This window comes from Microbacterium laevaniformans, from assembly GCF_016907555.1.
Taxonomy (GTDB): domain Bacteria; phylum Actinomycetota; class Actinomycetes; order Actinomycetales; family Microbacteriaceae; genus Microbacterium; species Microbacterium laevaniformans.
Window position 1 is genome coordinate 961985 of sequence record NZ_JAFBCE010000001.1, and the last position, 25218, is coordinate 987202.

Consider the following 25218-nt stretch of genomic DNA (forward strand, 5'->3'; position numbering starts at 1 on the left):
CCGTGCGCGTCAAACGCCGACTCCGGCTCGCCGTCATCCCGATCGGGATCGCCTCGGCGATCACCCTCGCGGGATGCACTCCCACCGAGCTGAACGGCTTCCTGCCGGGCTTCACCGACGACGGCACGCAGGCCACGAACCACACCGAGATGGTGTCGGGTCTGTGGGTCAACTCCTGGATCGTCCTGCTCGCCGTCGGTGTCATCACGTGGACGCTCATGGCCTGGGCGGCCATCGCTTACCGTCGTCGTCGCGGCCAGCGCGGCCTGCCGGTGCAGCTTCGTTACAACATGCCGGTCGAGATCTTCTACACGGTTGTCCCGTTGATCCTGGTGCTCGGCTTCTTCGCCTTCACGGCGCGCGACCAGGCGGTGCTCGAGACCCAGTACGACAACCCCGACGTCTGCGTGACGGCGATCGGCAAGCAGTGGGCTTGGGACTTCCAGTACAACGACGACCAGGCAGACTGCCAGGCCGGCGACAACGCCGTCTGGACCATGGGCGTTCAGGCCCAGACCGACGCCCAGGGCAACATCACCAGCGATCTGCCGACCCTGGTCCTGCCGGTCAACGAGAAGGTCAAGATCAAGCTGACCTCCCGCGATGTCATCCACTCCTTCTGGATCGTCGACTTCCTCTACAAGAAGGACATGTACATCGGGAAGGACAACTACTGGTCGTTCATCCCGACACGCGTAGGTGAATACGACGGCAAGTGCGCCGAGCTCTGCGGCCAGTACCACTCGATGATGCTCTTCAAGGTCAAGGTCGTCGAGCCGGCCGAGTACCAGCAGTACCTCGCAGGCCTGCGCGCCGCCGGTCAGACCGGCGACATCAACAAGGCCTACGACCGACTGCAGAACTTCCCGGGCACGGGAGCCCCCGTCGAATCTGAGGGACAACACTGATGGCGACCACGCTTCCTCTCCAGGGCGAGACTTCCGCACGCCCGACCACGCTGCCCCCGCGTCAGGCGGCTCTGATGAGCTCGACGCGCGTGGGACAGAAGGGCAACATCATCGTCAAGTGGATCACCTCCACGGACCACAAGACGATCGGGTACATGTACCTCATCGCGTCGGTGATCTTCTTCCTGCTCGGCGGCGTGATGGCGCTGATCATCCGAGCCGAACTGTTCGAGCCGGGAATGCAGATCCTTCCGACGAAGGAGCAGTACAACCAGCTGTTCACGATGCACGGCACGATCATGCTGCTCATGTTCGCGACGCCGCTGTTCGCCGGATTCGCTAACGCGATCCTGCCGTTGCAGATCGGCGCGCCGGACGTGGCGTTCCCGCGTCTGAACGCGTTCGCGCTGTGGCTGTTCATCTTCGGATCGGTGATCGCCGTCGCCGGCTTCTTGACTCCTCAGGGTGCGGCCGCGTTCGGATGGTTCGCCTATCAGCCCTTGGCGGGAGCGTCGTTCTCGCCGGGCGCCGGTGGCAATCTTTGGATGCTCGGACTCGGTATGTCCGGTTTCGGCACCATCCTCGGTGCGGTGAACTTCATCACCACGATCATCACGATGCGCGCGCCCGGCATGACGATGTGGCGCCTGCCGATCTTCTCGTGGAACACGCTCGTCACGAGCATCCTGATCCTGATGGCGTTCCCCGTGCTGGCCGCAGCCATCCTGGCGGCGGCAGCCGACCGCGTTCTCGGCGCCCACATCTACGACCCGGCCAACGGCGGCGTGCTGCTGTGGCAGCACCTCTTCTGGTTCTTCGGTCACCCCGAGGTCTACATCATCGCGCTGCCGTTCTTCGGCATCGTTTCCGAGATCTTCCCGGTGTTCAGCCGCAAGCCGATCTTCGGCTACAAGACGCTTGTCTACGCGACCATCGCCATCGCGGCGCTGTCGGTCTCGGTGTGGGCTCACCACATGTACGTGACCGGATCGGTGCTGTTGCCGTTCTTCGCTCTCATGACGATGCTGATCGCGGTGCCGACGGGCGTGAAGATCTTCAACTGGATCGGTACCCTGTGGCGTGGGTCGGTGACGTTCGAGACTCCGATGGTGTTCTCGCTCGGCTTCCTGGTCTCGTTCGTCTTCGGTGGTCTGACCGGTGTGATCCTCGCGTCGCCGCCGCTGGACTTCCACCTCTCCGACTCGTACTTCGTCGTCGCTCACTTCCACTATGTGGTGTTCGGCACGGTCGTGTTCGCGATGTTCGCCGGGTTCTATTTCTGGTGGCCCAAGTGGACGGGGCGCATGCTGAACGAGCGACTCGGCATGGTCCATTTCTGGATGCTGTTCATCGGTTTCCACATGACCTTCCTCATCCAGCACTGGCTGGGCGTCGACGGCATGGTGCGCCGCTACGCCGACTACTCGGCAGCGGACGGCTGGACCTGGCAGAACCAGGTGTCCACGATCGGAGCGATGATCCTGGGTGCCTCGATGATCCCGTTCTTCCTGAACGTCTGGATCACCTCGCGCAAGGCACCACGCGTCACGGTCAACGACCCCTGGGGCTACGGCGGATCGCTCGAGTGGGCCACCAGCTGCCCGCCCCCGCGTCACAACTTCACTTCGATTCCGCGCATTCGCAGTGAGCGCCCTGCCTTCGACCTCAACCACCCCGAAGCAGCGCTCCCGGTCGGTGTCGGTCCGGCGAAGGACGCTCCCGATGCTCCCGTCATGGACACGGCCGAGGGGAAGGTCAAGTAAGTGAAGACCAACGTCAACCTCTGGTGGATCCTCTCCGGGTTCTTCTTCCTCTGCTTCGCCCTGTACACGGGGTGGAACATCATCGAGCACTCCGACCGGCAGTGGTTCCACGCGATCGAGTGGGTCGGCAGCGTCGCGCTGCTGTTCACGGTGTTCATGGCCGCGATGATCGGCTTCTACGTCGACCGCGTGCACCGCGCCCAGGGCGGCGAGCTGCCCGAGGACTCGCTGACGGCCGACATCGATGACGGCGACCCCGAGATGGGTGAGTTCAGCCCGTGGTCGTGGTGGCCGCTGGTGCTCGCGTTCTCTGCGGCGCTCGGCATCCTGGGTCTCGCGGTCGGGACCTTCCTGCTGCCGATCGGCCTCGGCGTGTTCGTCGTCGCCATCGTCGGGTGGGTCTTCGAGTACTATCGCGGGTACTTCGCACGCTGAGCGGTGCCGGTTCTGCGGTGATGGCTCATTCGATTCGGGCCGGCGTCTCCAGCGACGTCGGCCCGTTTCGCGATGTCAATCAGGATGCGGCGTTCATCGCGTCGTGGGGCGCGGGCGTGGCGGACGGTGTCGGCGGCGGCCCCGCCGGCGATCTCGCATCGGCGGCTCTCGTCCATCGGCTGGTCGCAGGAGGCTGGCGAGCGGGCGATGCCGCAGAGCTGACCACTCGGCTGCGGGTGGCCAACTGGGATCTGGGCGCGCATGTGCGGCGGGATCCCTCGCTGGCGGGTATGGCGACCACGTTCACGGGGATCTGGTTCGGTGATGGCGGGACCGTGCTCCTTGCGCACGCGGGAGACTCTCGAGGCTATCTTCTTCGTTCGGGACGACTGCTGCGTCAGACCCGTGACGACTCGTTCGTCCAGGTGCTCGTCGATCAGGGGCTGGTGACGGAATCCGACGCGATGACGCATCCGCGCCGCAACATCATCACCGCCTCGCTTCGCGGCGAGCCGTCCGATACGGTCAGCGTGACCGCGCACACGCCGGTGGCCGGGGATCGCTGGCTGCTGTGCAGCGACGGTGTCAGCGACTACTTGCCGGACGACGCGATCGGTGAGATCCTGCGAGACGTCGACGGGCAACAGGATGCCGCGGAGATCATCGTCGCGGCGGCCCTGCAGGCCGGCTCACGCGACAATGTGACCGCCGTCGTTGCAGACGTCGCCGCGGGGGTTCCGTCGTGTCTTCGCGGGAGCGGCCACCGAGCGCTTCAGCGAAGACGCGCAACCGATCGCCGGCTGAAGCCCCGGTGTCACGCTGTCGCGCAGGCGGAGTGATCACGGGCGCACATACATGACCTGCGGGTCGAACACGCGGGGGAGCGCGCCCTGAGCGTTCTCGGTGGGCAGTCCCTCGCGCACCCAGTACTCGTATCCGCCGATCATCTCCTTCACGGCGTAGCCGAGTCGGGCGAACTCCACGGCGCCTTTTGCGCCGGCATTGCAGCCGGGGCTCCAGCAGTACACGACCACCGGCGTCGTCAGGGGGATCTCCTTCGCCGCACGCTGAGCGATCTCGCGGTAGGGCATGTGGATCGCTCCGACGGGGTGGCCCTGGGCCCAGGCGTCGGCGCCGCGCACGTCGACGAGTACGAAGGTTTCTCCGTCGCGCTGAGCCGCGTAGACGTCCGAGGCGTCGGTCTCGTGTGCGAGTTTGCCGGTGAAGTAGGAGAGGGCGTCAGTCATGGTTCGACGCTACGCGAACGACGAAGCGGCGAGGAGGACCGGGACGGTCACTCCTCGCCGCTTGACTGCCAGCCTGAGCGGGTGTCAGTCCTTGTCTTTCGCGTCCTTCGTGTCGCCATCCGGGACGATCACATTCGACGGGCGGACGGCGGTCTCGCTCTGGCGACCATCGTCGATCGGGTGGTGCGGCGCGTCGCCGACTCCCGCCCGCTCGTGCATGCCCTGGATCTCGGCATCCTCCTCAGCGGCGATGTGATCCAGCGTGTGATGCTGGTGGGCACGCGCTTCCTCGAGCTCCGCCTGAGTGACCGGAGCGAGCCGGTCCTCGAAGAACCAGCGCGACAGCGAGGCGCGGAAGTTCTCGTGCCAGGGGATGCGACCCTGATCGTTCGGACGCACCACGAGCGGCTGGTTGGTCTCGAAGTCGACGAGCTTGACGATCTCGTACTGGTCGACCGGCTGATGGACCTCGATGTACTCGCCGCCCGGAAGACGGACGATGCGGCCGGACTCGTAGCCGTGCAGGGCGATCTCGCGGTCCTTCTTCTGGAGCGCGATGGACAGACGCTTCGTGATGAAGTACGCGAGCACCGGCCCGACGAACAACAGCGCCTGCAGCGTGTGGATGACGCCTTCCATCGTGAGCCAGAAGTGGGTGGCGATGATGTCCGAGGATGCCGCGGCCCACAGCACCGCGTAGAACGTCACACCGGCGGCACCGATCGCGGTGCGCGTCGCGGCGTTGCGCGGACGCTGGGCGATGTGGTGCTCGCGCTTGTCGCCCGTGATCCAGGCCTCGATGAACGGGTACAGCATCACGATCACGATGAACAGGCCCAGAGCCGTCAGAGGGATGAGGATGTTGAACGACCAGGTGCGGTCCCACAGGACGAACTCGAGGTGCGGCGGCACGAGACGCAGCGCGCCGTCGGCGAACCCGATGTACCAGTCGGGCTGCGTGCCGGCCGAGACCGGCGACGGGTCGTACGGACCGTAGTTCCAGATCGGGTTGATCGTGAACAGGGAGGCGATCAGGACGATCACGCCGAACGTGATGAAGAAGAAGCCGCCCATCTTCGACATGTAGACCGGGACCATGGGGAAGCCCACGACATTGCTGTTCGTGCGGCCAGGACCGGCGAACTGGGTGTGCTTGTTCACGATCATGAGCATGAGGTGCACGGCGAGCAGCGCCACCAGGATGGCCGGCAGCAGCAGGATGTGCAGCGTGTAGAGGCGCCCGACGATCTGAGTGCCCGGGAACTCACCACCGAACAACAGGAAGGAGGTCCAGGTGCCGATGACCGGAATGCCCTTGACCATGCCGTCGATGATGCGCAGGCCGTTGCCCGAGAGCAGGTCGTCCGGCAGCGAGTAGCCGGTGAAGCCTTCGGCCATGGCGAGGATGAAGAGGATGAAGCCGATCACCCAGTTGAGCTCGCGCGGCTTGCGGAACGCACCCGTGAAGAACACGCGGAGCATGTGCACGCCGATGCCGGCAACGAACACGAGAGCCGCCCAGTGGTGGATCTGACGCACCAGCAGGCCGCCGCGGATGTCGAACGACAGGCGCAGCGCCGAGTCGAGAGCGGCAGACATCTCGACGCCGCGCAGCGGGACGAACGCCCCGTCGTAGTGCGTTTCGACCATGGATGCCTGGAAGAAGAACGTCAGGAACGTTCCCGACAGCAGGACGACGACGAAACTCCACAGCGCGATCTCGCCGAGCATGAAGGACCAGTGGTCCGGGAAGATCTTGCGACCGAGCTCCTTGACCAGGCCGGAGATGCTGGTGCGCTCGTCGAGGTAGTTCGCCGCGCCGGCGACGAAGCGGCCGCCCAGCGGCTTCTCGTCGCGGGAGGTCTGAGGCGTGGTGTCAGGGCCTGTCTCGGTGACAGTCGCGGTGCTCAATGGCGCTCCCAGAAGCTCGGGCCGACGGGTTCGGTGAAGTCGCTCTGCGCGATCAGGTACCCCTCGGAGTCAACGGTGATCGGCAGCTGCGGCAGCGGACGAGCGGCCGGTCCGAAGATCACCGCGGCGCCGTGGGTCACGTCGAACTGCGACTGGTGGCAGGGGCAGAGCAGGTGGTGGGTCTGCTGCTCGTACAGCGCGACCGGGCAGCCGACGTGCGTGCAGACCTTCGAGTACGCCACGATGCCGTTGTACGACCAGCTCTTGCGGTCTTCGGCTTCGACGATCTGCTCGGGCAGCATCCTCATCAGCAGGACGATCGCCTTCGCCTTCTCCTCGAGGTAGCCATCGCTGTGGCTGAGCTCGGCGAGAGACTGGGGGATCACGTGCACCGCGGAGCCCAGAGTGAGGTCGGCAGCACGGATCGGCTCGCCGGTGGGGTCGTGCGCGAGACGCTCACCCTTCTTCCACATCGTGTGGCTGAGGAGGGCGACCGGGTCGCCGGCGATCGGGTTCTCGGGGCTGGACTCGGGAGCCAGACCGCGGAACAGGGTGATGCCGGGAAGCACCGAGGCGACAAGAGCGGCGATCAGCGATCCGCGGATGGCGGTGCGGCGTCCGAACCCGGACTCCTCGTTCGCCTCGCGGAAGACGGCGACGGCGCCCTCTCGCGTCACGTCGCGTCCGCGCGTGGCGTGACGCGGCTCGATGTGCTCCTTGTCGCTCATCACGGCCTTTGACCAGTGGATCGCACCGATGCCGATTGCGAGGAGCGCGAGCGCGATGCCCAACCCGATGAACAGGTTGTTGTGGCGGATGTCGACGATCTGACCGCTCTCGATCGGGAAGAGCATGTAGGCGGCGACGGCCCAGATGCTGCCCGCGAGGGAGAGGTAGAACAGCGTGTAGACCGTGCGAACGGCGCGCTGCATGGCCGCCGGGTCCTTATCGGTGATGCGCTCCCGGTGGGGCGGGAGGCCCGGGTTCTGCACGGGGTCGGGGACGGCGACAGCGAGCCCGGGGGAGGGCTTCCATGAAGCCCTCTCGTGCTCGAGTGCGTCTTCCTCGTGTGCCATGTCTCGTCCGTTCCCTACGTCAGTGCCGTTGTCCACGTGTGCCCGATCAGTTCGACTTCGCCGTGATCCACACGGTGATGCCGATGAGCGCGCCGATGCCGAAGATCCAGATGAACAGACCCTCCGAGACCGGGCCGAGCGAGCCGAGGTTGAAACCGCCGGCGGACTCGTTCTCCTGCAGGTACATCAGCGACGAGATGATGTCGCGCTTCTCGTCCGGAGTGATGGTCATGTTGTTGAAGACCGGCATGTTCTGCGGGCCGGTGACCATCGCCGCGTAGATGTGCAGGGGGCTGGTCTTGGTCAGTGCCGGGGCGTACTTGCCCTCGGTGAGTGCACCACCGGCGGCGGCGACGTTGTGGCACATGGCGCAGTTGACGCGGAAGAGCTCGGCGCCGTTGGCGACATCGCCCTTGCCGTCGAGGATGCGCGCATCCGGGTAGGTCGGGCCGGGCGCGACCGACTGTGCCCAGGCCGCGATCGCACGGATCTGGTCCTCGGTGAACTGCACCGGCTTCTGAGGTGCCTGCGGCCCCTGCATCTGCAGCGGCATGCGTCCCGTCGACATCTGGAACTCGACGGCCAGCTCTCCGACCCCGTAGAGCGAGGGCCCGTCAGCGGTGCCCTCCATGTTGAGGCCGTGGCACGTGGCGCAGTTGGCCTGGAAGAGCTTCTTGCCGTCTTCGACGGTGAGCGTGGTGGACGACGCGGACGCGGGCTCCGTCGCGGCCATTGCCGCCGACGCGCCGGCGTAGACGCCGCCGGTGACGAGAAGGCCGATGCCGATGAGCGCGGCGGCAGCCCACTTGCTGCGACGACCGGTCTTCTGCCGGGTGGTCTTGGTTGCCATGGAGGAACTCAGCTCCGCTTCTTACTTGACGACGTAGATGACGAAGAACAGGACGATCCACACCACGTCGACGAAGTGCCAGTAGTACGAGACGACGATCGCGGACGTCATCTCCTTGCGTCCGAAGTTCTTGACGGCGTAGGCGCGGCCGATGACGAGAAGGAAGGCCAGGAGGCCGCCCGTCACGTGCAGCGCGTGGAAACCGGTGGTGATGTAGAAGGCCGACGCGTACGAGCTCGCGCTGATCGGCATGCCCTCTGCGACGAGCGTCGCGTACTCCCACACCTGGCCGGAGACGAAGACGGCGCCCATCACGAACGTGAGGAAGAACCACTCCACCATTCCCCACTGGCGGAACTGCCAGATGGAGCCGCGACGATACGGCTGGAAGCGCTCGGCGGCGAACACACCGGCCTGGGCGGTGAACGAGGAGAGCACCAGGATGCCGGTGTTCACGGCCGCGAACGGCACGTTGAGGTCCCCGGTGCTGGCGGCCCACAGGTCAGGGGAGGCGTTGCGCAGCGTGAAGTAGATCGCGAAGAGACCCGCGAAGAACATGACCTCGCTGCCGAGCCACACGATGGTGCCGACGGCGACCGGATCCGGCCGCTTGACGGAACGCAAGGCTTGGGAATAGGTCGCTGGAGTGGTCGTCACGCTCCCCATTATGGCTGATTTCACAGCCGGTTTTCGCATCACTGAAGGTGCGTTCGACTTTCGGGGGGATTGGAGGGCCCTTCGGGCGCGCCGGGAGTTGGCTGGCAGAGTGCCGATAGGATCGGGGCTCATGGCGGAGCTCTATTCCTGGCCCGAAATCCTCACTGCCGTGCTCGAGCGGCGCGACCTCAGCGTGTCGGAGTCGACGTGGGCCATGCGGCAGGTGATGCAGGGCACGGCGACCCCGTCGCAGCTCGGCGGATTCCTGCTCGCCCTGCGTGCGAAGGGGGAGACGGTCGACGAGATCGTGGGCTTCCGTGACGCGATCCTCGAGGCGGCGTTGCCCCTGCCCGTATCGGCCGACGTGCTCGACATCGTCGGCACCGGGGGAGACCGATTCGGCACCGTCAACATCTCGACCATGTCGGCGATCGTGGCCGCTGCGACCGGTATCCCGGTGGTCAAACACGGCAACCGGGCTGCCAGTTCGGCTTCGGGCTCCTCCGATGTGCTCGGCGCGCTCGGCATCGACCTCGCTCTGTCGCCGGAGCGGGTCGCCGAGGTCCTGACCGAGGCCGGCATCACGTTCGCGTTCGCGTCCGCCTTCCATCCCGGCTTCCGTCACGCCGGACCGACGCGAGCGGAACTGGGCGTGCCCACCGTCTTCAACTTCCTCGGACCGCTCTGCAACCCCGCTCGCGCCGAGGCCAATGCCGTCGGGGTCGCCGCTCTCGATCGCGTCCCTCTGATCACCGGCGTCTTCCAGACGCGCGGAGCCACGGCGTTGGTCTTCCGCGGGGACGACGGTCTGGACGAACTCACGACCACCGGTCACAGCCGTGTGTGGGAGATCAGTCGGGGGGACATCCACGAGCACGACCTCGATCCGCGAGACCTCGGCATCCCGTTGGCGGATATCGACGACCTGCTCGGCGGCGATGCGCAGCACAACGCCGAGGTCGTGCGACGGGTGCTCGACGGCGAAAAGGGCGCCGTACGCGACATCGTCCTGCTCAACGCGGCCGCGGGGATCGTCTCGTATGACCTGTTCCGCGATGCCACGCAGGTGCAGCTGCCGATCGTCGAGCGTCTCGCCGACGCTCGCGACAGGGCAGCGGCGGCGATCGACGACGGCTCGGCTCGCGGTGTCCTCGACCGTTGGGTCGAGGCAACGACTCGCGCTGTGGACTGACCACAGGGTTTTCTCCGGCCCGTTCGCCTGGTCCCGGCCCTCGTGAGAGCGATACCGTGAGGCAACAGCACGGCACCGAAGAGAGGCCCCGCCATGTCAGAGAACATCGCCACCGCCGACACCCTTGAACCCCCGCAGAAGAAGGTCGGCTTCGTCAAGATCGCCGGCGTTCTCGGCATCCTCGGCGGCATCGCGCTCATCGTGGTGGGTCTTGTCGTCTGGCTCACGGTGTCCAGCCAGCTGCGCGCGGAGAACATCACGGTGCCCGACGATGCGATGGCCTTCCAGGGGCAGACCGTCCAGGGCCCGTTCACCGCCTACGTGCAAGCCGACATCATCCAGCACCACGCGCTGAAGGCGTCGGGCGGTAAGACCTATGCCGAACTCGACAGGGAGGATCCGGTGCGCGCGACCATGATGAACGCGTCGTTCCTGCGCGCCTCGCTGTTCACCTCCGTCGTCTCGTTCGGTGTCGCCGCCTTCGCGATGGGGGTGGGGATCCTGTCCATCCTCTTCGGTGCGGCCCTCACTCGGCTGGCCTCGGTGCCTGTCGTCGTGCGGCGGTCTGCCGTGATTCGGTCCTGACGCCTCACAGATCGTCCCCTTGGAACGGGCTCGCGCGCCGCGCGGGCCCGTTTCGCTGTCATGATGGCGTGCAGATGAATCCGATCGACGCGCTGCGGGAGATCGCGACGCTGCTCGAGCGCGAGCGGGCGTCGCGATACCGCTCTGCCGCCTTCCGCAGGGCGGCGGCAGCGATCGAGGATCTCTCGGACGACGAGCTGCGTGATGACGCGAGCCTCCGCAGGCGCGCGGGCATCGGGGACTCGTCGTTCCGAGTGATCCACGAGGCGCTGGCCGGCGAGGTGCCCGCCTACCTCGCGGAGCTGCGTGACCGATTCGCCCCTGCACGTTCGACGCTGCGAGCGATGCTGCGTGGCGACTTGCACTGTCACTCGAACTGGTCGGACGGCACGACCTCGATCGGCGAGATGGTCGACGCGGGGCGCGCCCTCGGTCACGAATACCTCGCGCTGACGGATCACTCGCCGCGTCTGCGCGTGGCCAACGGTCTGAGCGCGCAACGACTGCGTGCGCAGCTCGACGAAGTACCGTCGTTCTGCGACGATCGCTTCACGCTGCTCAGCGGCATCGAGGTGGACATCCTCGACGACGGGCGTCTCGATCAGGAGCGGATGCTGCTGGCGCGGCTGGACGTGGTCGTCGCCTCGGTGCACTCGAAGCTGCGGATGGAATCCTCGGCGATGACCCGCCGTCTGGTGGCGGCGGTCTCTTCGGGCCAGGCGCACGTCCTCGGCCACGTGACGGGCCGGCTCGTGCGGGGCGAGCGGGGCACCCGGCCGGCTTCCACCTTCGATGCGCGCGCCGTGTTCGCGGCCTGCGCGGCTCATGACGTCGCCGTCGAGATCAACGCACGACCCGAGCGTGAGGATCCGCCGTCGGGGCTCATCGCTCTCGCGCTGGCGGAGGGGTGCCTCTTCTCCCTCGACTCCGATGCGCACGCGCCCGGCCAACTCGGTCTGATCGATGAGGGGGCCGCTCGTGCGGAGCGAACCGGCGTCCCGCCGGAGCGGATCATCACCACGTGGCCGCTGGACCGCTTGCGCGCGTGGCTCGCGCGCTGATCGTCAGGCGCGGGCGGTGATCGCGGCGATCGCCCGGGCAAGCGGTGCACCGAGGTTCCACTCGGCATCCAGCCGGGCGGCCGCGTCGGGGTCGGGGGAACGCAGCGGTGCGCCGAGGGCGGGAAGGTCGAGCGTGCGGACGACCTCGACGACCCGCGGGGCGACGGCGAGGTAGTCGATTGCGGCGACGATCTTCGCCCGAACGCCCGCCGCGAGGCCCCCGCGGGCTGCCTCGGCGATGATGCCGGCGAGGTCGCCGTGACTGGCGAGCAGGGCCGCAGCCGTCTTCTCGCCGATACCGGCGACGCCGGGCAGCCCGTCCGAGGCGTCACCGCGCAGGACGGCGAAGTCCGAGTATTGGCTGGCCCGCACTCCGTACTTCTCGATGACGGCAGCTTCGTCGAGGACTTCGAGCTTGCTCATGCCGCGTCCGGTGTAGATCACGCGCACCGACCGGGCGTCGTCGACGAGTTGGAACAGGTCGCGGTCGCCCGTCACGACATCGACGGCACCGGCGTGCTGAGTCGCGTAGCTGGCGATGACATCGTCGGCTTCGTGATCGGCCCTACCGACCACGGGGATGCCGAGAACTGCCAACTCGTCACGGATGACAGGGATCTGGGCCGTAAGCGGATCGGGGACCTCTTCGATGTCGGTGTCGTCGGCGACGACCTCGGCGACGCGGTGGGTCTTGTACGTGGGGATGAGATCGACCCGCCACTGCGGACGCCAGTCGTCGTCCCAACAGGCGATCACGTGGGTCGGCTCGTAGGTCGACACGAGCTTGGCGATCATGTCGAGCAGTCCGCGTGCTGCATTGACCGAGGTGCCGTCGGGCGCTGTGACCGTGTCCGGCACGCCGTAGAACGCACGGAAGTAGAGGGACGCGGTGTCGAGGAGCATCAGGCGATCGGCCACGCGCTCATCCTGTCACGGCGTTGCGAGCTCGTGCGGGGTCAGCAGCCGGGGCCGCGTGGATTCTCGAGACAGGTCTTGTCGACGAGCGCGGTCTTGACGTCGACGATCTGCAGCGTCGTCGTGCCGGCGGTGATGTCGAGGAGGCCGGGTACGTCGATCCAGCCGTTGCCGAAGTTCGCCTGCGCCGCGTAGCGGACCGTCGCCGTTGCCGTGTAGGTGCCGCGCGCGGCATAGGCGTGGCTGGTGTCGGTGGCGCTGAACTGCGCGCGTCCGAGCGCGGCCCAGGTCCGGCCGCCCGTGGGACTGTCGCGCGACGTGCCGTCGCCGTAGATGAAGTGGTACGACGTCGGAATGAAGCGGACCGTGACCGGAAGATCGAAGAGCGTTCCCGCCTGTTCATGAACGCCCGCCGCCGCGACGAAGTTCATCGGCATGCCGACGATGCCCACCCCGTCGGGTTCGTCGACGAACGGCGCGGATGCCGGAGCGAACGACGCCACGTCGGTGAGGGTCGGCCGCAGCACCGAGACCGAGTAATTGCCCCGGCACAGGCTGTCGGTGCATGCCGGCGGGGGTGGCGCCGGTGCGGCCTCGGCATCGCCGCCATCGCCGCGGGAACCCCCGGAACCGCCAGATCCGCCCGGCCGCGTCGCGCCGATCTCTACCGATGATCCCGTGTTCGAGATGGAGCAGAGCCCAGCTGCTTGAGCATTCGAGTTACAGGCTGTCGCGCTAGTGAGCGCAGCGAAGATGAGTATCGTCAACATGATTCGGCGCTCGTCACTGAGTCGACAATTTGAACGCCGCTAGAGCGTTTTGCGAATTTCACTGCGAGTGACTGCACGGTCGTTCTGTCCGTGGGTGTGACATCCGAGCCTGAACGGTCCAGCACTCTGGTAGCTGATGCATCTAGGCAGACCCGCAGGAGAGGAAAACCCAACTCGTTAGTGACATGCCTGATCGACGCGATCTTTGTCTCACCGGTTATGCGCCAACCACGCTCGTCTAGTGTGCTTGCAGTTGAAATCTCGTCGTCCAGTGCCTGTCCGCTCAGGAAGTCGTTGGGGTTGGGAAGGGATGTCGGGTCCACCCTGCGGGCGTTCGTGGCATCGACGTAGGCGCGGTAGGTCGCCTCGGCGGCGGCGAAGGCCTCGGCATCCGAGGAGAACGCCGAGGAGCTGGAGTTCGGCGCGGGCGACGGCGTGCTCTGCGGTGTGCATCCGACGATGCTCCCGGCCAGCGCGAACGCCACCACTGCCGACAGCACGTGTCTTCGCCTCGTCATGTCCCTCACGGTAGCCACCGCGCCGTGCGCTCACCGCGGTTTTCCACAGCCGCACACTCGGCGCGCGCGAGCGTGGGCGTGTCGTAGAGTCGGGGAATGTCCTTCGGCGCCGCCTCCCCACCACGAGGTCGCCGTCCTCCTGCGGCATCGCCGTGCCCGTGCGGCGGCGGCGCGTTCGCCGCATGCTGCGGCCCTGTTCTCGACGGTCTCGCGGCCGCGACGGCGGAGAAGCTCATGCGCTCACGGTTCACGGCGTTCGCGCTGGGCGACGCCTCTCATCTTCTGGCGTCGTGGCACCCGGCCACCCGCCCCGATCGACTGGAGCTCGACGACGACCTGTGCTGGGAGCGCCTCGATATCGATGAGACCCACGGAGGGGTGGACGACGTCCGCGCCACGGTCACCTTCCGGGCGTCGTGGTGGCAGCGCGGCACCGGCGCGTGCGGAGTGCTCACCGAGCGCAGTCGCTTCCGCCGTCTCGACGGTCGCTGGCTGTACGTCGACGGCGTCGTCGACCCCGCGTAGCGTGTGAGCATGGCGCCCTCCCGATCGTCCCGCCGCGCGGCGCTCCCTGCGCCGGACGGCGCAGCCGGCGATGCGGAGTCGCTGCTGACGGTTCTCGTCGCGCTCGGAGCGAACCTCCTCATCGCCGTCGCGAAGACCGTCGCGGCGGTGCTCACCGGTGCGGCGAGCATGCTCGCCGAGGCCGCGCACTCGTGGGCGGACACCGGCAACGAGATCTTCCTCTTCGTCGCGACCCGCCGGTCGGCGCGTCCGCGCGATGCGCGGCATCCCACCGGGTACGGACGGGAAGCGTACGTGTGGTCGCTCTTCGCGGCGTTCGGTCTGTTCGCCGTCGGCGCCGGCGTCTCGATCATGCACGGGGTGCAGGAGCTGTTCGCGCCTGAGCCGGCCGGTCTGTTCGGCGTCTCCTACGCCGTCCTGGGTGTCGCGTTCGTCTTGGAGGGCGTTTCGTTCCTCCAGGCGCTGCGCCAGTCGCGTCGTCGCGCACGGGAGAGCGCGAAGGACGTGCTCGAGTACGTCATGGACACGTCCGACCCCACGCTGCGTGCGGTCTTCTTCGAGGATGCCGCGGCGTTGATCGGTCTGGTGATCGCCTTCCTCGGCATCCTGCTGCATCAGCTCACCGGATCTGCGGCCCCGGACGCGATCGGATCGATTCTGGTCGGCGTGCTCTTGGCCGTCGTCGCGATCGTGCTGATCCGCCAGAACCGCCGCTTCCTGGTGGGCGTCGCGGTCGAGCCGCGCGTGCGGGCCGCCGCGCTGCAGCGTCTGCTGGAACAGGCGGAGATCGCGCAGATCACCTACCTGCACATCGAATACGTCGGCCCCGGACGGGTGTTCGTCGTCGCCGCGGTCGACCTCGTGGGCGACGTCCCCGAGCATGCGGTCGCCGCCCAGCTGAATGCCGTCGAGGATCGTCTGGCCGAGAGCCCGCGCGTCGCCTGGGCGGTGCTCACGCTGTCTCGACCGGGGGCTCCGGCGTTGGATCCGGCGGACCCCGCCGACCCGCTGCGCGGCTAGGCGACGGACCCGTCGCCGCGCGGGATGCCCCCGACGGCGAGCCGGTGATTCTGATACCCTGGAGTGTCATGCGTGTGGCGCTGTGCTGCGCGCTCATGACACGCAATCCCTGACCGACCGCTCCGGCGGGGCATTCGTTCGTCTTCGTCCGTGTGCCGTTGCGCGATCATCTCGCGCCGGAGCCCGACATCCAACCCAACAAGGACAACCCACTACATGACTACCGCAACGACCGCCCCGGCCACCAAGCAGGTCGCCATCAACGACATCGGATCTGCTGAGGACTTCCTGGCCGCGGTCGAGAAGACCCTCAAGTTCTTCAACGACGGCGACCTCATCGAAGGCACCGTCGTGAAGATCGACCGCGACGAGGTCCTCCTCGACGTCGGGTACAAGACCGAGGGTGTCATCCCCTCGCGCGAGCTTTCCATCAAGCACGACGTCGACCCCAACGAGGTCGTCAAGGTCGGCGACGAGGTCGAAGCCCTCGTTCTCCAGAAGGAGGACAAGGAAGGCCGCCTCATCCTCTCCAAGAAGCGCGCGCAGTACGAGCGCGCCTGGGGTGACGTCGAGAAGATCAAGGAGAACGACGGTGTCGTCACCGGTTCCGTGATCGAGGTCGTCAAGGGTGGTCTCATCGTCGACATCGGCCTGCGCGGCTTCCTGCCCGCGTCGCTCATCGAGCTGCGTCGCGTCCGCGACCTGACGCCCTACCTCGGCCAGGAGATCGAGGCGAAGATCCTCGAGCTCGACAAGAACCGCAACAACGTCGTGCTCTCGCGCCGCGCCCTGCTCGAGCAGACGCAGTCCGAGTCGCGCACCACGTTCCTCAACAACCTGCACAAGGGTCAGGTCCGCAAGGGTGTCGTCTCGTCGATCGTCAACTTCGGTGCGTTCGTCGACCTCGGCGGCGTCGACGGTCTCGTCCACGTGTCGGAGCTGTCCTGGAAGCACATCGAGCACGCCTCCGAGGTCGTCGAGGTGGGCCAGGAGGTCACCGTCGAGATCCTCGAGGTCGACCTCGACCGCGAGCGCGTCTCCCTGTCGCTGAAGGCGACGCAGGAGGACCCGTGGCAGGTCTTCGCCCGCACGCACGCGATCGGTCAGGTCGCACCGGGCAAGGTCACCAAGCTCGTCCCCTTCGGTGCGTTCGTTCGCGTCGCGGACGGCATCGAGGGCCTCGTGCACATCTCGGAGCTCTCCGGCAAGCACGTCGAGCTCGCCGAGCAGGTCGTGTCGGTCGGCGAAGAGGTCTTCGTCAAGATCATCGACATCGACCTCGAGCGTCGTCGCATCTCGCTCTCGCTCAAGCAGGCGAACGAGTCGGTCGACCCCAACGGCACCGAGTTCGACCCGGCGCTGTACGGCATGGCGACCGAGTACGACGAGAACGGCGAGTACAAGTACCCCGAGGGCTTCGACCCCGAGTCGGGTGCCTGGCTCGAGGGCTTCGACGCCCAGCGCGAGAAGTGGGAGCAGGAGTACGCCGCTGCCCAGGCTCGCTGGGAGGCGCACAAGCTCGCCGTCGCCAAGACGCTCGAGGCCGAGGCTGCCGCTCCGATCGAGACCGGCGGATCGTCGTTCTCGTCCGACTCCTCGAACGGCGGCGGAACGCTGGCCGACGACGAGGCTCTCGCGGCTCTGCGCGAGAAGCTGTCGGGCCGCTGAGCCGCACCGCATTCGCACAGGGCCGTCGCCCCGGATCCGTCCGGGCGGCGGCCCTGTGCCGTCGCATCCTGCCGTCGCGCGCTCCCCGGCTGTAACGTCATCCCATGGCGAGCACCCCGAGCCCCACCGGCCCCGCAGACGGCCGCATCCGCGGCCAACTGCGCGACCGCGCCGCGGCGAGCAATCAGCTCGTGCTGTGCGCCGTCGTCGGCGTGCTGTTCTTCATCGGCATCGCCACGGCGTCCCTCACCGATGGCGGTCTCTTCGGGATCGCGGTGCTGCTCGTCGTCCTCGGAGGAGTGGCCGGCCTTGCCGTACCCTGGTCGCGCTTGCCGCCGTACGCCGTGATCGTCCTTCCGGTCGTCGATATCGTCGCCATCGCGCTCATGCGCATCGCCGAACCGAACGCTGCTTTCGGGTTGCTGTGGGTGTTTCCGGCGATGTGGCTGTCGGTGATCGGCCGCGCCGGCTTCGCGATCTCGGTGGTCGGCATCCCCGTCGTGTATTGGTGCATCCTGTGGACCGGGGCATCGCCGGCGGGCACGTACGCGGTGGTCCTGCTTCCGGTCGTCATCGTCGCGGTCAGTGTCGCCTGCTACTCGTCTTCGCGCCGCTTCCGTGCGCAGCGAACGCTGTTGGACCGTCAAGCGGTGCGCGTGTCGGCGGCGCACCGCGAGGCGCTGCGTCAGGAGCAGCTGGTCAGCGAAGTCCTCGACACGGTCGACTTCGGAGTCATCCGCCTTTCCGCGGCGGGCGAGGTCGTGCTCGAGAACGATGCGCTCCTCCGCTTCGGCCGCATACCCGGATTCCTTCCTGGCGGCGCCGGCGACTCCGCCGTCACCGACGAGAAGCTGGTGCCTCTCGACCCTCAGCAGCACCCTCTCGTGCGTCTGCAGCGTCAGGAGTCGTTCGACGATGCCGTCCTGTGGTTTGCACTGCCCGACGGTCGCCGACGCGCGTTCGCCTTCGCCGGGCGCCCCCTCACGGATCACAACGGCGCCCCGGCTGGAGCGGTGCTGATCGCGCGCGACGTGACCGCGGAGCGGGACGCCCAGCGGGTGCGTGACGACTTGGTTGCATCGGTCTCGCACGAGCTTCGCACCCCGCTGACGTCCATCCTCGGGTATCTCGAGCTGGTCCTCGACGGCGGCGGACTCTCGGATGCCGCGCGCAGGCACGTCGAGACCGCGCACCGCAACAGCGAGCGGCTGCTCGGCATCGTCACCGACATCCTGTCGGCGTCGTCGCGGTCGGGGTCGTCGATCGATACGCGCCTGCACCCTCGCGTCGTCGACATGACCGAGATCGTGCGCGCTGCAGCGGCGGGGCTCGAGCCGGTCGCAGAGGGGCGCTTCGTCGACCTTCGCGTGGAGGAGTCGGGCGCGGCCGAGGCGTACGCCGATCCGGCCCGCATCCGACAGGTGATCGACAATCTGATGGCGAATGCGGTGAAGTTCAATCGCGACGGTGGCCGGGTGACGGCATCCACCTCGACGGACGGCGTTCATACGACGGTTCGGGTCGCCGACACCGGTATCGGCATGGCCCCCGATGCGGCCGCGAGAGTGTTCGAGCGGTTCTTCCGCGCCGTGCCGTCCGTGCCGGGCAACGGTTTGGGTCTGACGATCACACGTGATCTGGTCGCCGCTCACGGCGGATCCATCGCCGTCGAATCGACCGCGGGGGAGGGCAGCGTCTTCACCGTGGTCCTGCCGGCGACCCGCGAGGTCTTCGACCGGGAGACGTCCACCGGACTCCCGCCCGGATCGGCCGAGCTCACCGACAAGGACGGGGCATGAATCTCGATCTGTTCAGCGTCACGGTCATGACGGCCGTCGTTGCGTCGGTCGCCAGTCTGACCTTCATCCTCGACACCCTGCTGCGCCGCGATACCGGCCCGGGACGGCTGTGGGCGGTGGCGTTCTTCTGCGGGCTGGCGACAACGCTCGCCTACATGGCGTGGTCTGCGGGTGTAGGCGGTGCGGTCTCGGTCGCGGTCGGCAACGCCCTGTTCGTCTCGGTGCCGGGATTCATGCTTCTGGGATGCCGACGGTTCAACGACCGCTCCGTTCTCGTCTCGTCGGTGACGGTCGGGACGCTTGCGGTCATCACCTTCGTCGCCGCGCTCATCGAGTACCCGACGCGGGGCAGCTGGGGTGGCTGGTGGGCGATGGCGGCATCGCTCGTGGTGTTCTTCGGAGCCGGTGCCGCCGAATCGCTGCGCAGCCCGATGCGCGGACTGCGCAGCGCCTGGGCCTTGTCGACCGTGCTCGCGGCCGCGGGGGTGTTCTACGCCGTGCGCCTTGTCGTCTTCGTGACGCTCGGGCCGCAGAGCGAGCTGTTCTCGCGGTGGCTCGGCTCCATCAGCGCGAACATCGTCACGGTGATCCTGACGATGGTGGCGGCGATCGTCATGTCGGTGCTGCGCTCGCAGCGCACGACGCGGCAGCGCTACGAGTGGCTGACCTCCAACGGTGTCGCCGCCGACGGTGTCATGCTGCCGCGAACCTTCGCCGGAGCCCTCGCCGACATCGTGGAGCGAGCCTCGTGGCGGCAGGAGGGCATCGCCGTCATCGTGCTTCGTGCAGACGGGCTCGACGAGATCGGCGACGCCTTCGGCGGTGACGTGGTCGATACGATCTCGGCCGCCTGCCGTCATGCGGCTCGATCCTTCGCGCCGGCCGCGGCTCTGGTCGGCGAGGACGGGGACGGGCAGCTCGTCATCTGCACTCTCGCCGAATCGACCGCCGATGCCCGCCGCGTCGGCAGCGCGCTGTTCCGGGGCGCCATCGACGAGCTCACCGCGGTCGCTCACGGCCGTCTCGCGTCGGTGGGCGTCGGAGTGGGACTCACCTCGTCGCTCGGGTACGACCCGGGAATCCTCATGAGCGCTGCGCGCTCGGCCGCACTGCGCGCGGCGCGCATCGCAGAGGCCTCCGTCTTCGTGGCGCCGCCGTCGACGGCTCCGGCCGACGCCGACGTGGCATCCTCGTAGGCATGCCCCTTCTCGCGCTCACCGGCGGCATCGCCTCCGGCAAATCGACCATCGCGCGCCTCCTCGCCCAACACGGTGCAGTCATCGTCGACGCCGACGCCATCGTCCGCGAGCTGCAGGCTCCCGGGTCTCCGGTGCTCGACCAGATCGCCGCCGCGTTCGGTCCGGGAGTGATCGCCGGTGACGGCAACCTCGACCGCGCAGCGCTGGGAGCGGTCGTCTTCTCCGACGACGACGCCCGTCGCCGCCTCAACGCCCTCATCCATCCGGCCGTGGCGGCAGAGTCGGGCCGGCGCTTCGCCGCGGCGTTCGCCGCCGATCCCGATGCGGTCGTCGTCTACGACGTGCCGCTGCTGGTCGAGGCGCGGGCCGACGACCCGTGGGATCTGATCGTCGTGGCGCACGCCCCGGCATCCCTGCGCGAGGAGCGCCTCGTCGCGCTGCGCGGGCTCACCCTCGCCGATGCCCGCGCGCGGCTGGCGTCGCAGGTCGACGATGACACGCGGTTGGCCGTCGCCGACGTCATCATCGACACAGCCGGGTCGCTGGCCGAGACCAGTGCGCAGGTCGAGGCGCTGTGGAGGCGCTTGCACCCCTCGCGCTGAGGTGCGCGCTCACGGTCGCGGTACGGAGGCGACGGACGTCCCTGAGCGGTGGCGGCGTCGACGACGCAGCAGAAGCACGGCCGACACGATGAGGGCGACCACGAGCGCTCCGGCCAGAACGGGCGCGAAGATCGCGGCCACGATGAGTGCTCCCGCCGATACATCCTCCGCCGCCGACAGGACGGGGGCGGCGACGCCCGCGGTGGCGACATTGGCGAGAGGGCGCACCGACGCTTTGAGGGCATGCAGCGCGAGGGCGATCACGACGCCGACGACGATCGGCACCCATGCGGCGCCCGCGAAGAGGCTCGGGTCGTCGACGCGCACCGTCTGCGCGCTCGCACCGGCGCCGAAGGCGATGCCCCCGGATGCCGGGCGCACCACGGTCTGCAGGACGTCGTTCACGGAATCGACAGCGGGGATCTTGTCGGCCACGATCTCCACGACCAGCAGCACACCGGTGATCCAGAGGGCGACGTCGCTGGAAAGCCACGACCAGGAGGCGGGCAGATCGATCACCGGCACGAAACGGTCCAACAGCCCCAGTGCGAACAGCGGCATCCACGCGTTCAGCCCCGCGGCCGCGGCGAGGCCGGACCCGACGAGGAACTCCAGCATGGCTCCACAGTACGGGGCCGAGCGGGCCGAGCGCCTCGGGAGGGCCTGGGCGAACGAGGACGCCGAGGGCGAACGACGCGGCCGATGTCGGAGGCCGAGCCTACGCTGGAGGCATGCAGACCACGCGATCCGTCCGGCCGTTCGAGGTCGTCAGCGAGTATGCGCCCAGCGGTGATCAGCCGCAGGCGATCTCCGAGCTCGCGGCTCGAATCAACGCGGGGGAGACCGACGTCGTCCTGCTCGGCGCGACCGGTACCGGCAAGTCGGCGACGACGGCGTGGCTGATCGAACAGGTACAGCGTCCCACGCTGGTGCTGGCCCACAACAAGACCCTCGCGGCGCAGCTGGCCAACGAGTTCCGTGAGCTGATGCCGCACAACGCCGTCGAGTACTTCGTCAGCTACTACGACTACTACCAGCCCGAGGCTTATGTGCCGCAGACGGACACCTTCATCGAGAAGGACTCGTCCGTCAACGCCGAGGTCGAACGCTTGCGTCACTCGACGACGAACTCGCTGCTGAGCCGTCGCGATGTGGTCGTGGTCAGCACGGTGTCGTGCATCTACGGTCTCGGTGCGCCCGAAGAGTACCTCCGCGCGATGGTCGCCCTGCAGGTGGGCGAGCGGTACGACCGCGATGCGCTCATCCGCAAGTTCATCGCGATGCAGTACAACCGCAACGACGTCGACTTCTCGCGCGGCAACTTCCGTGTGCGCGGCGACACGATCGAGATCATTCCCGTCTACGAGGAGTACGCGGTCCGCATCGAGCTGTTCGGCGACGAGATCGAAGCGCTCTACATGCTCCATCCCCTCACCGGAGACGTCGTCCAGAAGCTCGACAGTGTGCCCATCTTCCCGGCGTCGCACTACGTCGCGGGCACCGATACCGTCCATCGCGCCATTGGCACGATCGAGGCCGAGCTGGCCGAGAGGCTGGCGGAGCTGGAGGGCCAGGGCAAGCTGCTGGAGGCACAGCGCCTGCGGATGCGCACGACGTTCGATCTCGAGATGCTGCAGCAGCTCGGTTTCTGCTCCGGCATCGAGAACTACTCCCGACACATGGACGGTCGCGAGCCCGGCGAGCCGCCGCACACGCTGCTCGACTTCTTTCCCGACGACTTCCTGCTCGTCATCGACGAGTCGCACGTCACGGTGCCGCAGATCGGCGCCATGTACGAAGGCGACGCGTCGCGCAAGCGCACGCTGGTCGACCACGGCTTCCGGCTTCCGAGCGCGCTCGACAACCGCCCGCTGCGTTTCGACGAGTTCAAGAACCGCGTCGGTCAGACGGTGTATCTGTCCGCGACGCCGGGCCGCTACGAGATGGGTATCGCCGATGGCGTCGTCGAGCAGATCATCCGACCGACGGGTCTGGTCGATCCGCAGATCGTGATCAAGCCGTCCAAGGGGCAGATCGACGACCTGCTGGAGGAGATCCGGGTGCGGGTCGAGCGAGACGAGCGCGTGCTCGTCACCACCCTGACCAAGAAGATGGCCGAAGAGCTGACGGACTTCCTCGGCGAGCACGGTGTGCGCGTGCGATACCTGCACTCCGACGTCGACACGCTGCGTCGCGTCGAGCTGCTCACCGAGCTTCGACAGGGTGTCTACGACGTGCTGGTGGGAATCAACCTGCTGCGTGAGGGGCTCGACCTGCCCGAGGTCTCGCTCGTCGCCATTCTCGACGCCGACAAGGAAGGGTTCCTGCGCAGCGGGACGTCACTGATTCAGACGATCGGTCGAGCGGCGCGAAACGTTTCCGGTGAAGTCCACATGTACGCCGACAACATGACCGACTCGATGCGATCGGCGATCGAGGAGACCGAGCGTCGCCGGGAGAAGCAGATCGCGTACAACACGGCGCACGGCATCGATCCGCAGCCCCTGCGCAAGAAGATCGCCGACATCACCGACGTGCTGGCACGCGAGGCGTCCGATACCAAGGCGCTTCTGGCTCGTGGCGGCGGCTCGGGTCGCGCAGGCTCGCCGACGCCGCGCCTGCGGCGGGAGGGCATCGCGGCAGAGGGTGCCATGCAGCTCGAGGCGACCATCGAGGATCTCTCGCAGCAGATGCTCGCCGCGGCCGGTGAGCTGAAGTTCGAGCTGGCCGCGCGGCTCCGCGACGAGGTGCAGGATCTCAAGAAGGAGCTGCGGGCCATGGTGAATGCCGGCCACGCGTAAGCAGGTCCAGCGCGCCGCACCACCTGAACGACGTGCAGGCGGTGTCGCCGGCAGGGTGGACTCGGGCTTCGCACGGCGATGCTGACAGCCGGGTTCGCACTGTTTTGCTATCGTCGCCGAGTGAGCATCGAGCAGTCCTCCCCGTCGGTTCCTTCGGAGGCCGGAATGGGGGTTGCGCAGCCCGCCGCGAACCGTCCGCAGAACGTCGTTGCTCGCTCACTCGCCGACATCGCCGATCAGGTCGGTGCGTCTCTCGTCGCCGGTGACGCGTTCGTCACGGGTATCGCTCTCAGCGCAGCCTCGACGCAGCCGGGTGATCTGTTCTTCGCCCAGCCGGGGGCCCGGACTCACGGCGCCCGCTATCTCGCCGACGCCGTGGAAGCCGGGGCGGTCGCGGTGCTCACCGACGCCGCCGGCGCCGACATCATCGACGCCACGACAGGACTCTCCGCGCTCCCACGGATCGTCGTCGATGGGCACCCCCGTCGGGTGTTGGGTGGGCTCGCCGCCTGGTTCTACGACCAGCCTGCGCGTGCGCTGAAGACGATCGGCATCACGGGCACGCAGGGCAAGACCTCGACGACCTATCTCGTCGATGCAGCGCGTCAGTCCCGGCACACCGGGGTGATCGGCTCGATGGGAACGCGCATCGACGGCGTCGCCGTTCCGTCCACTCTCACCACTCCGGAAGCCCCGCAGATGCACGCGCTGTTGGCGCTCATGCGCGAGCGCGGTGTCGAGGTGGTCTCTTCCGAGGTGTCGAGCCATGCCATCACGATGGGTCGCGTGGAAGGCCTCCGCTTCGACGTCGGCATCTTCCTCAACCTCGGCCACGACCATCGCGACTTCCACGGCACGCAGGAGGCCTATCTGCTGGCCAAGCGCGAGCTGCTGACGCCGGCGATGTCCTATGTCGCGCTGGTGAACGTCGACGACCGGGCCGGGCGGCGCCTGCATGCCGATGCCGACCTGAACACGCAGTCGTTCTCGGTGACGGGTCGCGACGCGCACTGGCGCGCTGTCGACATCGACCTGCGGCTGGACGGCTCCTCGTTCACGGTGATCGGACCCGATGGCCAGACGGAGCGTTTCACCACACCCCTGGTGGGAGAGTTCAACGTCAGCAACATCTTGGCCGCGGTCGCGGCCCTCGACATCGTGGGTCATCCTCTCTCGGCATCCGTGGAGGGGATTGCGAACTTCGCGGGCGTCGAGGGGCGGGTCCAGTTCGTCCCCGTGGATGCCGAGTTCCAGGTCGTCATCGACGCCGGCCACAAGCCCGAGGCGATCAACGCGCTACTGCGCGCGATGCGGCCTCTGACGCCGGGGCGCATCATCACGGTGATCGGATCCAACGGCAATCGCGATGCGCACAAGCGCCCGCTCATGGGCCGCTTCTCCGCGATGGCCTCGGACATCGTGATCGTCACCGACGACAATCCCGCCGACGAGGACCCCGCGACCATCAGGCGAGCCGTCGTCGCCGGTACGCGCGGCTCGCGCGCAGAGGTCTTCGACGTGGGCGGCCGAGCCGAGGCGATCCACAAGGCCGTCGAACTCGCCCGGGAGGGCGACCTCATCGCCATCGTCGGGAAGGGCGACGAGCGTCACCAGATCATGCGAGACGGCGTGATCGTTCCGCACAGCGACCCCGACGAGGTGGAGTGGGCGCTGCGGCAGCGCGCGCGATCATGACGTTCGAGCGCGCCTGACGGG

The 25218-nt window shown here is 67.6% G+C and carries 24 protein-coding genes; 15 read left to right on the plus strand and 9 right to left on the minus strand.

The features are described from left to right. Positions 1-2: 2 nt before the first annotated feature. Genes ctaC through JOE53_RS04470 form a run of 4 tightly spaced genes read left to right on the plus strand, consistent with a single transcriptional unit; the run spans position 3 to position 3945 of the window. Positions 3-908, plus strand: coding sequence for an aa3-type cytochrome oxidase subunit II (ctaC, locus tag JOE53_RS04455; protein ID WP_204946906.1), 906 nt, complete (start codon positions 3-5; stop codon positions 906-908). Continuing rightward, on the plus strand, positions 908-2671 hold the full coding sequence (gene ctaD, locus JOE53_RS04460) for an aa3-type cytochrome oxidase subunit I (RefSeq protein ID WP_061681646.1): 1764 nt from the start codon (positions 908-910) through the stop codon (positions 2669-2671). The genes ctaC and ctaD overlap by 1 nt, the downstream gene beginning before the upstream one ends. Then, positions 2672-3106, plus strand: a complete 435-nt coding sequence (locus JOE53_RS04465) for a cytochrome c oxidase subunit 4 (protein WP_005049192.1) — start codon at positions 2672-2674, stop codon at positions 3104-3106. A gap of 20 nt (positions 3107-3126) precedes the next feature. Continuing rightward, positions 3127-3945, plus strand: a complete 819-nt coding sequence (locus tag JOE53_RS04470) for a PP2C family protein-serine/threonine phosphatase (protein ID WP_233449484.1) — start codon at positions 3127-3129, stop codon at positions 3943-3945. Here JOE53_RS04470 and JOE53_RS04475 read toward each other — a convergent pair whose 3' ends face one another. The 5 genes from JOE53_RS04475 to ctaE form a co-directional block, all read right to left on the minus strand. After that, positions 3946-4353 (minus strand): rhodanese-like domain-containing protein, encoded by a 408-nt coding sequence (locus tag JOE53_RS04475; RefSeq protein ID WP_204946907.1) that lies wholly within the window; start codon positions 4351-4353, stop codon positions 3946-3948. 84 nt (positions 4354-4437) lie between these two features. Beyond that, positions 4438-6264 carry a cytochrome bc1 complex cytochrome b subunit gene (gene qcrB / locus JOE53_RS04480; RefSeq protein WP_204946908.1) on the minus strand — a complete coding sequence of 609 codons (1827 nt, stop codon included), beginning with the start codon at positions 6262-6264 and terminating at the stop codon, positions 4438-4440. Continuing rightward, positions 6261-7340 carry a cytochrome bc1 complex Rieske iron-sulfur subunit gene (gene qcrA, locus JOE53_RS04485; protein WP_036287972.1) on the minus strand — a complete coding sequence of 360 codons (1080 nt, stop codon included), beginning with the start codon at positions 7338-7340 and terminating at the stop codon, positions 6261-6263. Before qcrA ends, qcrB begins: the two co-directional genes overlap by 4 nt. A 46-nt stretch (positions 7341-7386) precedes the next feature. Next, positions 7387-8190, minus strand: coding sequence for a cytochrome bc1 complex diheme cytochrome c subunit (gene qcrC / locus JOE53_RS04490; protein WP_005049203.1), 804 nt, complete (start codon positions 8188-8190; stop codon positions 7387-7389). Between the two features lie 21 nt (positions 8191-8211). Beyond that, on the minus strand, positions 8212-8856 hold the full coding sequence (gene ctaE / locus JOE53_RS04495) for an aa3-type cytochrome oxidase subunit III (RefSeq protein WP_005049205.1): 645 nt from the start codon (positions 8854-8856) through the stop codon (positions 8212-8214). 121 nt (positions 8857-8977) lie between these two features. Here ctaE and trpD point away from each other — a divergent pair, with 121 nt between their 5' ends. From trpD to JOE53_RS04510, 3 genes are all read left to right on the plus strand, one after another. Beyond that, positions 8978-10039 carry an anthranilate phosphoribosyltransferase gene (gene trpD / locus JOE53_RS04500; protein ID WP_204946909.1) on the plus strand — a complete coding sequence of 354 codons (1062 nt, stop codon included), beginning with the start codon at positions 8978-8980 and terminating at the stop codon, positions 10037-10039. A 93-nt stretch (positions 10040-10132) separates the two neighbouring features. Further along, positions 10133-10624, plus strand: coding sequence for an aromatic ring-opening dioxygenase LigA (locus JOE53_RS04505; protein ID WP_204946910.1), 492 nt, complete (start codon positions 10133-10135; stop codon positions 10622-10624). A 74-nt stretch (positions 10625-10698) separates the two neighbouring features. Further along, complete coding sequence (locus JOE53_RS04510) at positions 10699-11685, plus strand: PHP domain-containing protein (protein WP_204946911.1); 987 nt, start codon at positions 10699-10701, stop codon at positions 11683-11685. Between the two features lie 3 nt (positions 11686-11688). Here the strand turns inward: JOE53_RS04510 and JOE53_RS04515 are convergent, their stop codons facing one another. The 3 genes from JOE53_RS04515 to JOE53_RS04525 all read right to left on the minus strand — a co-directional run bounded on the left by JOE53_RS04515 (position 11689) and on the right by JOE53_RS04525 (position 13870). After that, positions 11689-12603 carry a 5'-3' exonuclease gene (locus JOE53_RS04515; protein WP_204946912.1) on the minus strand — a complete coding sequence of 305 codons (915 nt, stop codon included), beginning with the start codon at positions 12601-12603 and terminating at the stop codon, positions 11689-11691. Between the two features lie 38 nt (positions 12604-12641). Then, a complete protein-coding gene (locus JOE53_RS04520) occupies positions 12642-13127 on the minus strand; it encodes a hypothetical protein (protein WP_233449485.1) in 486 nt (161 codons plus the stop codon). Between the two features lie 236 nt (positions 13128-13363). Next, entirely contained in the window at positions 13364-13870 is a 507-nt protein-coding gene (locus JOE53_RS04525) for a hypothetical protein (RefSeq protein ID WP_204946914.1), read from the minus strand. A gap of 114 nt (positions 13871-13984) precedes the next feature. Here JOE53_RS04525 and JOE53_RS04530 point away from each other — a divergent pair, with 114 nt between their 5' ends. The 6 genes from JOE53_RS04530 to coaE all read left to right on the plus strand — a co-directional run bounded on the left by JOE53_RS04530 (position 13985) and on the right by coaE (position 20701). Next, positions 13985-14413: a YchJ family protein gene (locus JOE53_RS04530; protein WP_233449486.1), complete on the plus strand. Its 429-nt coding sequence runs from the start codon at positions 13985-13987 to the stop codon at positions 14411-14413. Positions 14414-14422: 9 nt separating this feature from the next. Next, positions 14423-15433, plus strand: a complete 1011-nt coding sequence (locus tag JOE53_RS04535; RefSeq protein WP_233449487.1) for a cation diffusion facilitator family transporter — start codon at positions 14423-14425, stop codon at positions 15431-15433. A gap of 216 nt (positions 15434-15649) precedes the next feature. Continuing rightward, a complete protein-coding gene (gene rpsA / locus JOE53_RS04540; RefSeq protein ID WP_005049227.1) occupies positions 15650-17101 on the plus strand; it encodes a 30S ribosomal protein S1 in 1452 nt (483 codons plus the stop codon). A gap of 104 nt (positions 17102-17205) precedes the next feature. After that, a complete protein-coding gene (locus JOE53_RS04545; protein ID WP_204946915.1) occupies positions 17206-18900 on the plus strand; it encodes a sensor histidine kinase in 1695 nt (564 codons plus the stop codon). After that, complete coding sequence (locus tag JOE53_RS04550; protein WP_061681626.1) at positions 18897-20096, plus strand: nucleotidyl cyclase domain-containing protein; 1200 nt, start codon at positions 18897-18899, stop codon at positions 20094-20096. The genes JOE53_RS04545 and JOE53_RS04550 overlap by 4 nt, the downstream gene beginning before the upstream one ends. A gap of 2 nt (positions 20097-20098) precedes the next feature. Next, positions 20099-20701: a dephospho-CoA kinase gene (gene coaE, locus JOE53_RS04555; RefSeq protein ID WP_061681625.1), complete on the plus strand. Its 603-nt coding sequence runs from the start codon at positions 20099-20101 to the stop codon at positions 20699-20701. A gap of 9 nt (positions 20702-20710) precedes the next feature. Here coaE and JOE53_RS04560 read toward each other — a convergent pair whose 3' ends face one another. Beyond that, positions 20711-21319: a DUF4126 domain-containing protein gene (locus JOE53_RS04560; protein WP_036287943.1), complete on the minus strand. Its 609-nt coding sequence runs from the start codon at positions 21317-21319 to the stop codon at positions 20711-20713. A gap of 113 nt (positions 21320-21432) precedes the next feature. Between JOE53_RS04560 and uvrB the strand changes: the two genes are divergently transcribed. Further along, the gene (gene uvrB, locus JOE53_RS04565; RefSeq protein ID WP_204946916.1) at positions 21433-23502 is read left to right on the plus strand and encodes an excinuclease ABC subunit UvrB; all 2070 of its coding nucleotides are present in this window, start codon (positions 21433-21435) and stop codon (positions 23500-23502) included. 120 nt (positions 23503-23622) lie between these two features. Further along, positions 23623-25197 carry a UDP-N-acetylmuramoyl-L-alanyl-D-glutamate--2,6-diaminopimelate ligase gene (locus JOE53_RS04570; RefSeq protein WP_271171050.1) on the plus strand — a complete coding sequence of 525 codons (1575 nt, stop codon included), beginning with the start codon at positions 23623-23625 and terminating at the stop codon, positions 25195-25197. The last annotated feature ends 21 nt before the right edge of the window (positions 25198-25218 follow it).

Coding starts and splice junctions, on each gene's coding strand:
- JOE53_RS04535 (WP_233449487.1), top strand. CDS start 14,423: ATGGCGCCCTCCCGATCGTCCCGCCGCGCGGCGCTCCCTGCGCCGGAC.
- qcrA (WP_036287972.1), bottom strand. CDS start 7,340: ATGGCACACGAGGAAGACGCACTCGAGCACGAGAGGGCTTCATGGAAG.
- JOE53_RS04550 (WP_061681626.1), top strand. CDS start 18,897: ATGAATCTCGATCTGTTCAGCGTCACGGTCATGACGGCCGTCGTTGCG.
- JOE53_RS04530 (WP_233449486.1), top strand. CDS start 13,985: ATGTCCTTCGGCGCCGCCTCCCCACCACGAGGTCGCCGTCCTCCTGCG.
- ctaE (WP_005049205.1), bottom strand. CDS start 8,856: ATGGGGAGCGTGACGACCACTCCAGCGACCTATTCCCAAGCCTTGCGT.
- JOE53_RS04510 (WP_204946911.1), top strand. CDS start 10,699: ATGAATCCGATCGACGCGCTGCGGGAGATCGCGACGCTGCTCGAGCGC.
- JOE53_RS04470 (WP_233449484.1), top strand. CDS start 3,127: ATGGCTCATTCGATTCGGGCCGGCGTCTCCAGCGACGTCGGCCCGTTT.
- coaE (WP_061681625.1), top strand. CDS start 20,099: ATGCCCCTTCTCGCGCTCACCGGCGGCATCGCCTCCGGCAAATCGACC.
- JOE53_RS04560 (WP_036287943.1), bottom strand. CDS start 21,319: ATGCTGGAGTTCCTCGTCGGGTCCGGCCTCGCCGCGGCCGCGGGGCTG.
- ctaD (WP_061681646.1), top strand. CDS start 908: ATGGCGACCACGCTTCCTCTCCAGGGCGAGACTTCCGCACGCCCGACC.
- JOE53_RS04505 (WP_204946910.1), top strand. CDS start 10,133: ATGTCAGAGAACATCGCCACCGCCGACACCCTTGAACCCCCGCAGAAG.
- JOE53_RS04475 (WP_204946907.1), bottom strand. CDS start 4,353: ATGACTGACGCCCTCTCCTACTTCACCGGCAAACTCGCACACGAGACC.
- uvrB (WP_204946916.1), top strand. CDS start 21,433: ATGCAGACCACGCGATCCGTCCGGCCGTTCGAGGTCGTCAGCGAGTAT.
- rpsA (WP_005049227.1), top strand. CDS start 15,650: ATGACTACCGCAACGACCGCCCCGGCCACCAAGCAGGTCGCCATCAAC.
- qcrC (WP_005049203.1), bottom strand. CDS start 8,190: ATGGCAACCAAGACCACCCGGCAGAAGACCGGTCGTCGCAGCAAGTGG.
- JOE53_RS04545 (WP_204946915.1), top strand. CDS start 17,206: ATGGCGAGCACCCCGAGCCCCACCGGCCCCGCAGACGGCCGCATCCGC.
- trpD (WP_204946909.1), top strand. CDS start 8,978: ATGGCGGAGCTCTATTCCTGGCCCGAAATCCTCACTGCCGTGCTCGAG.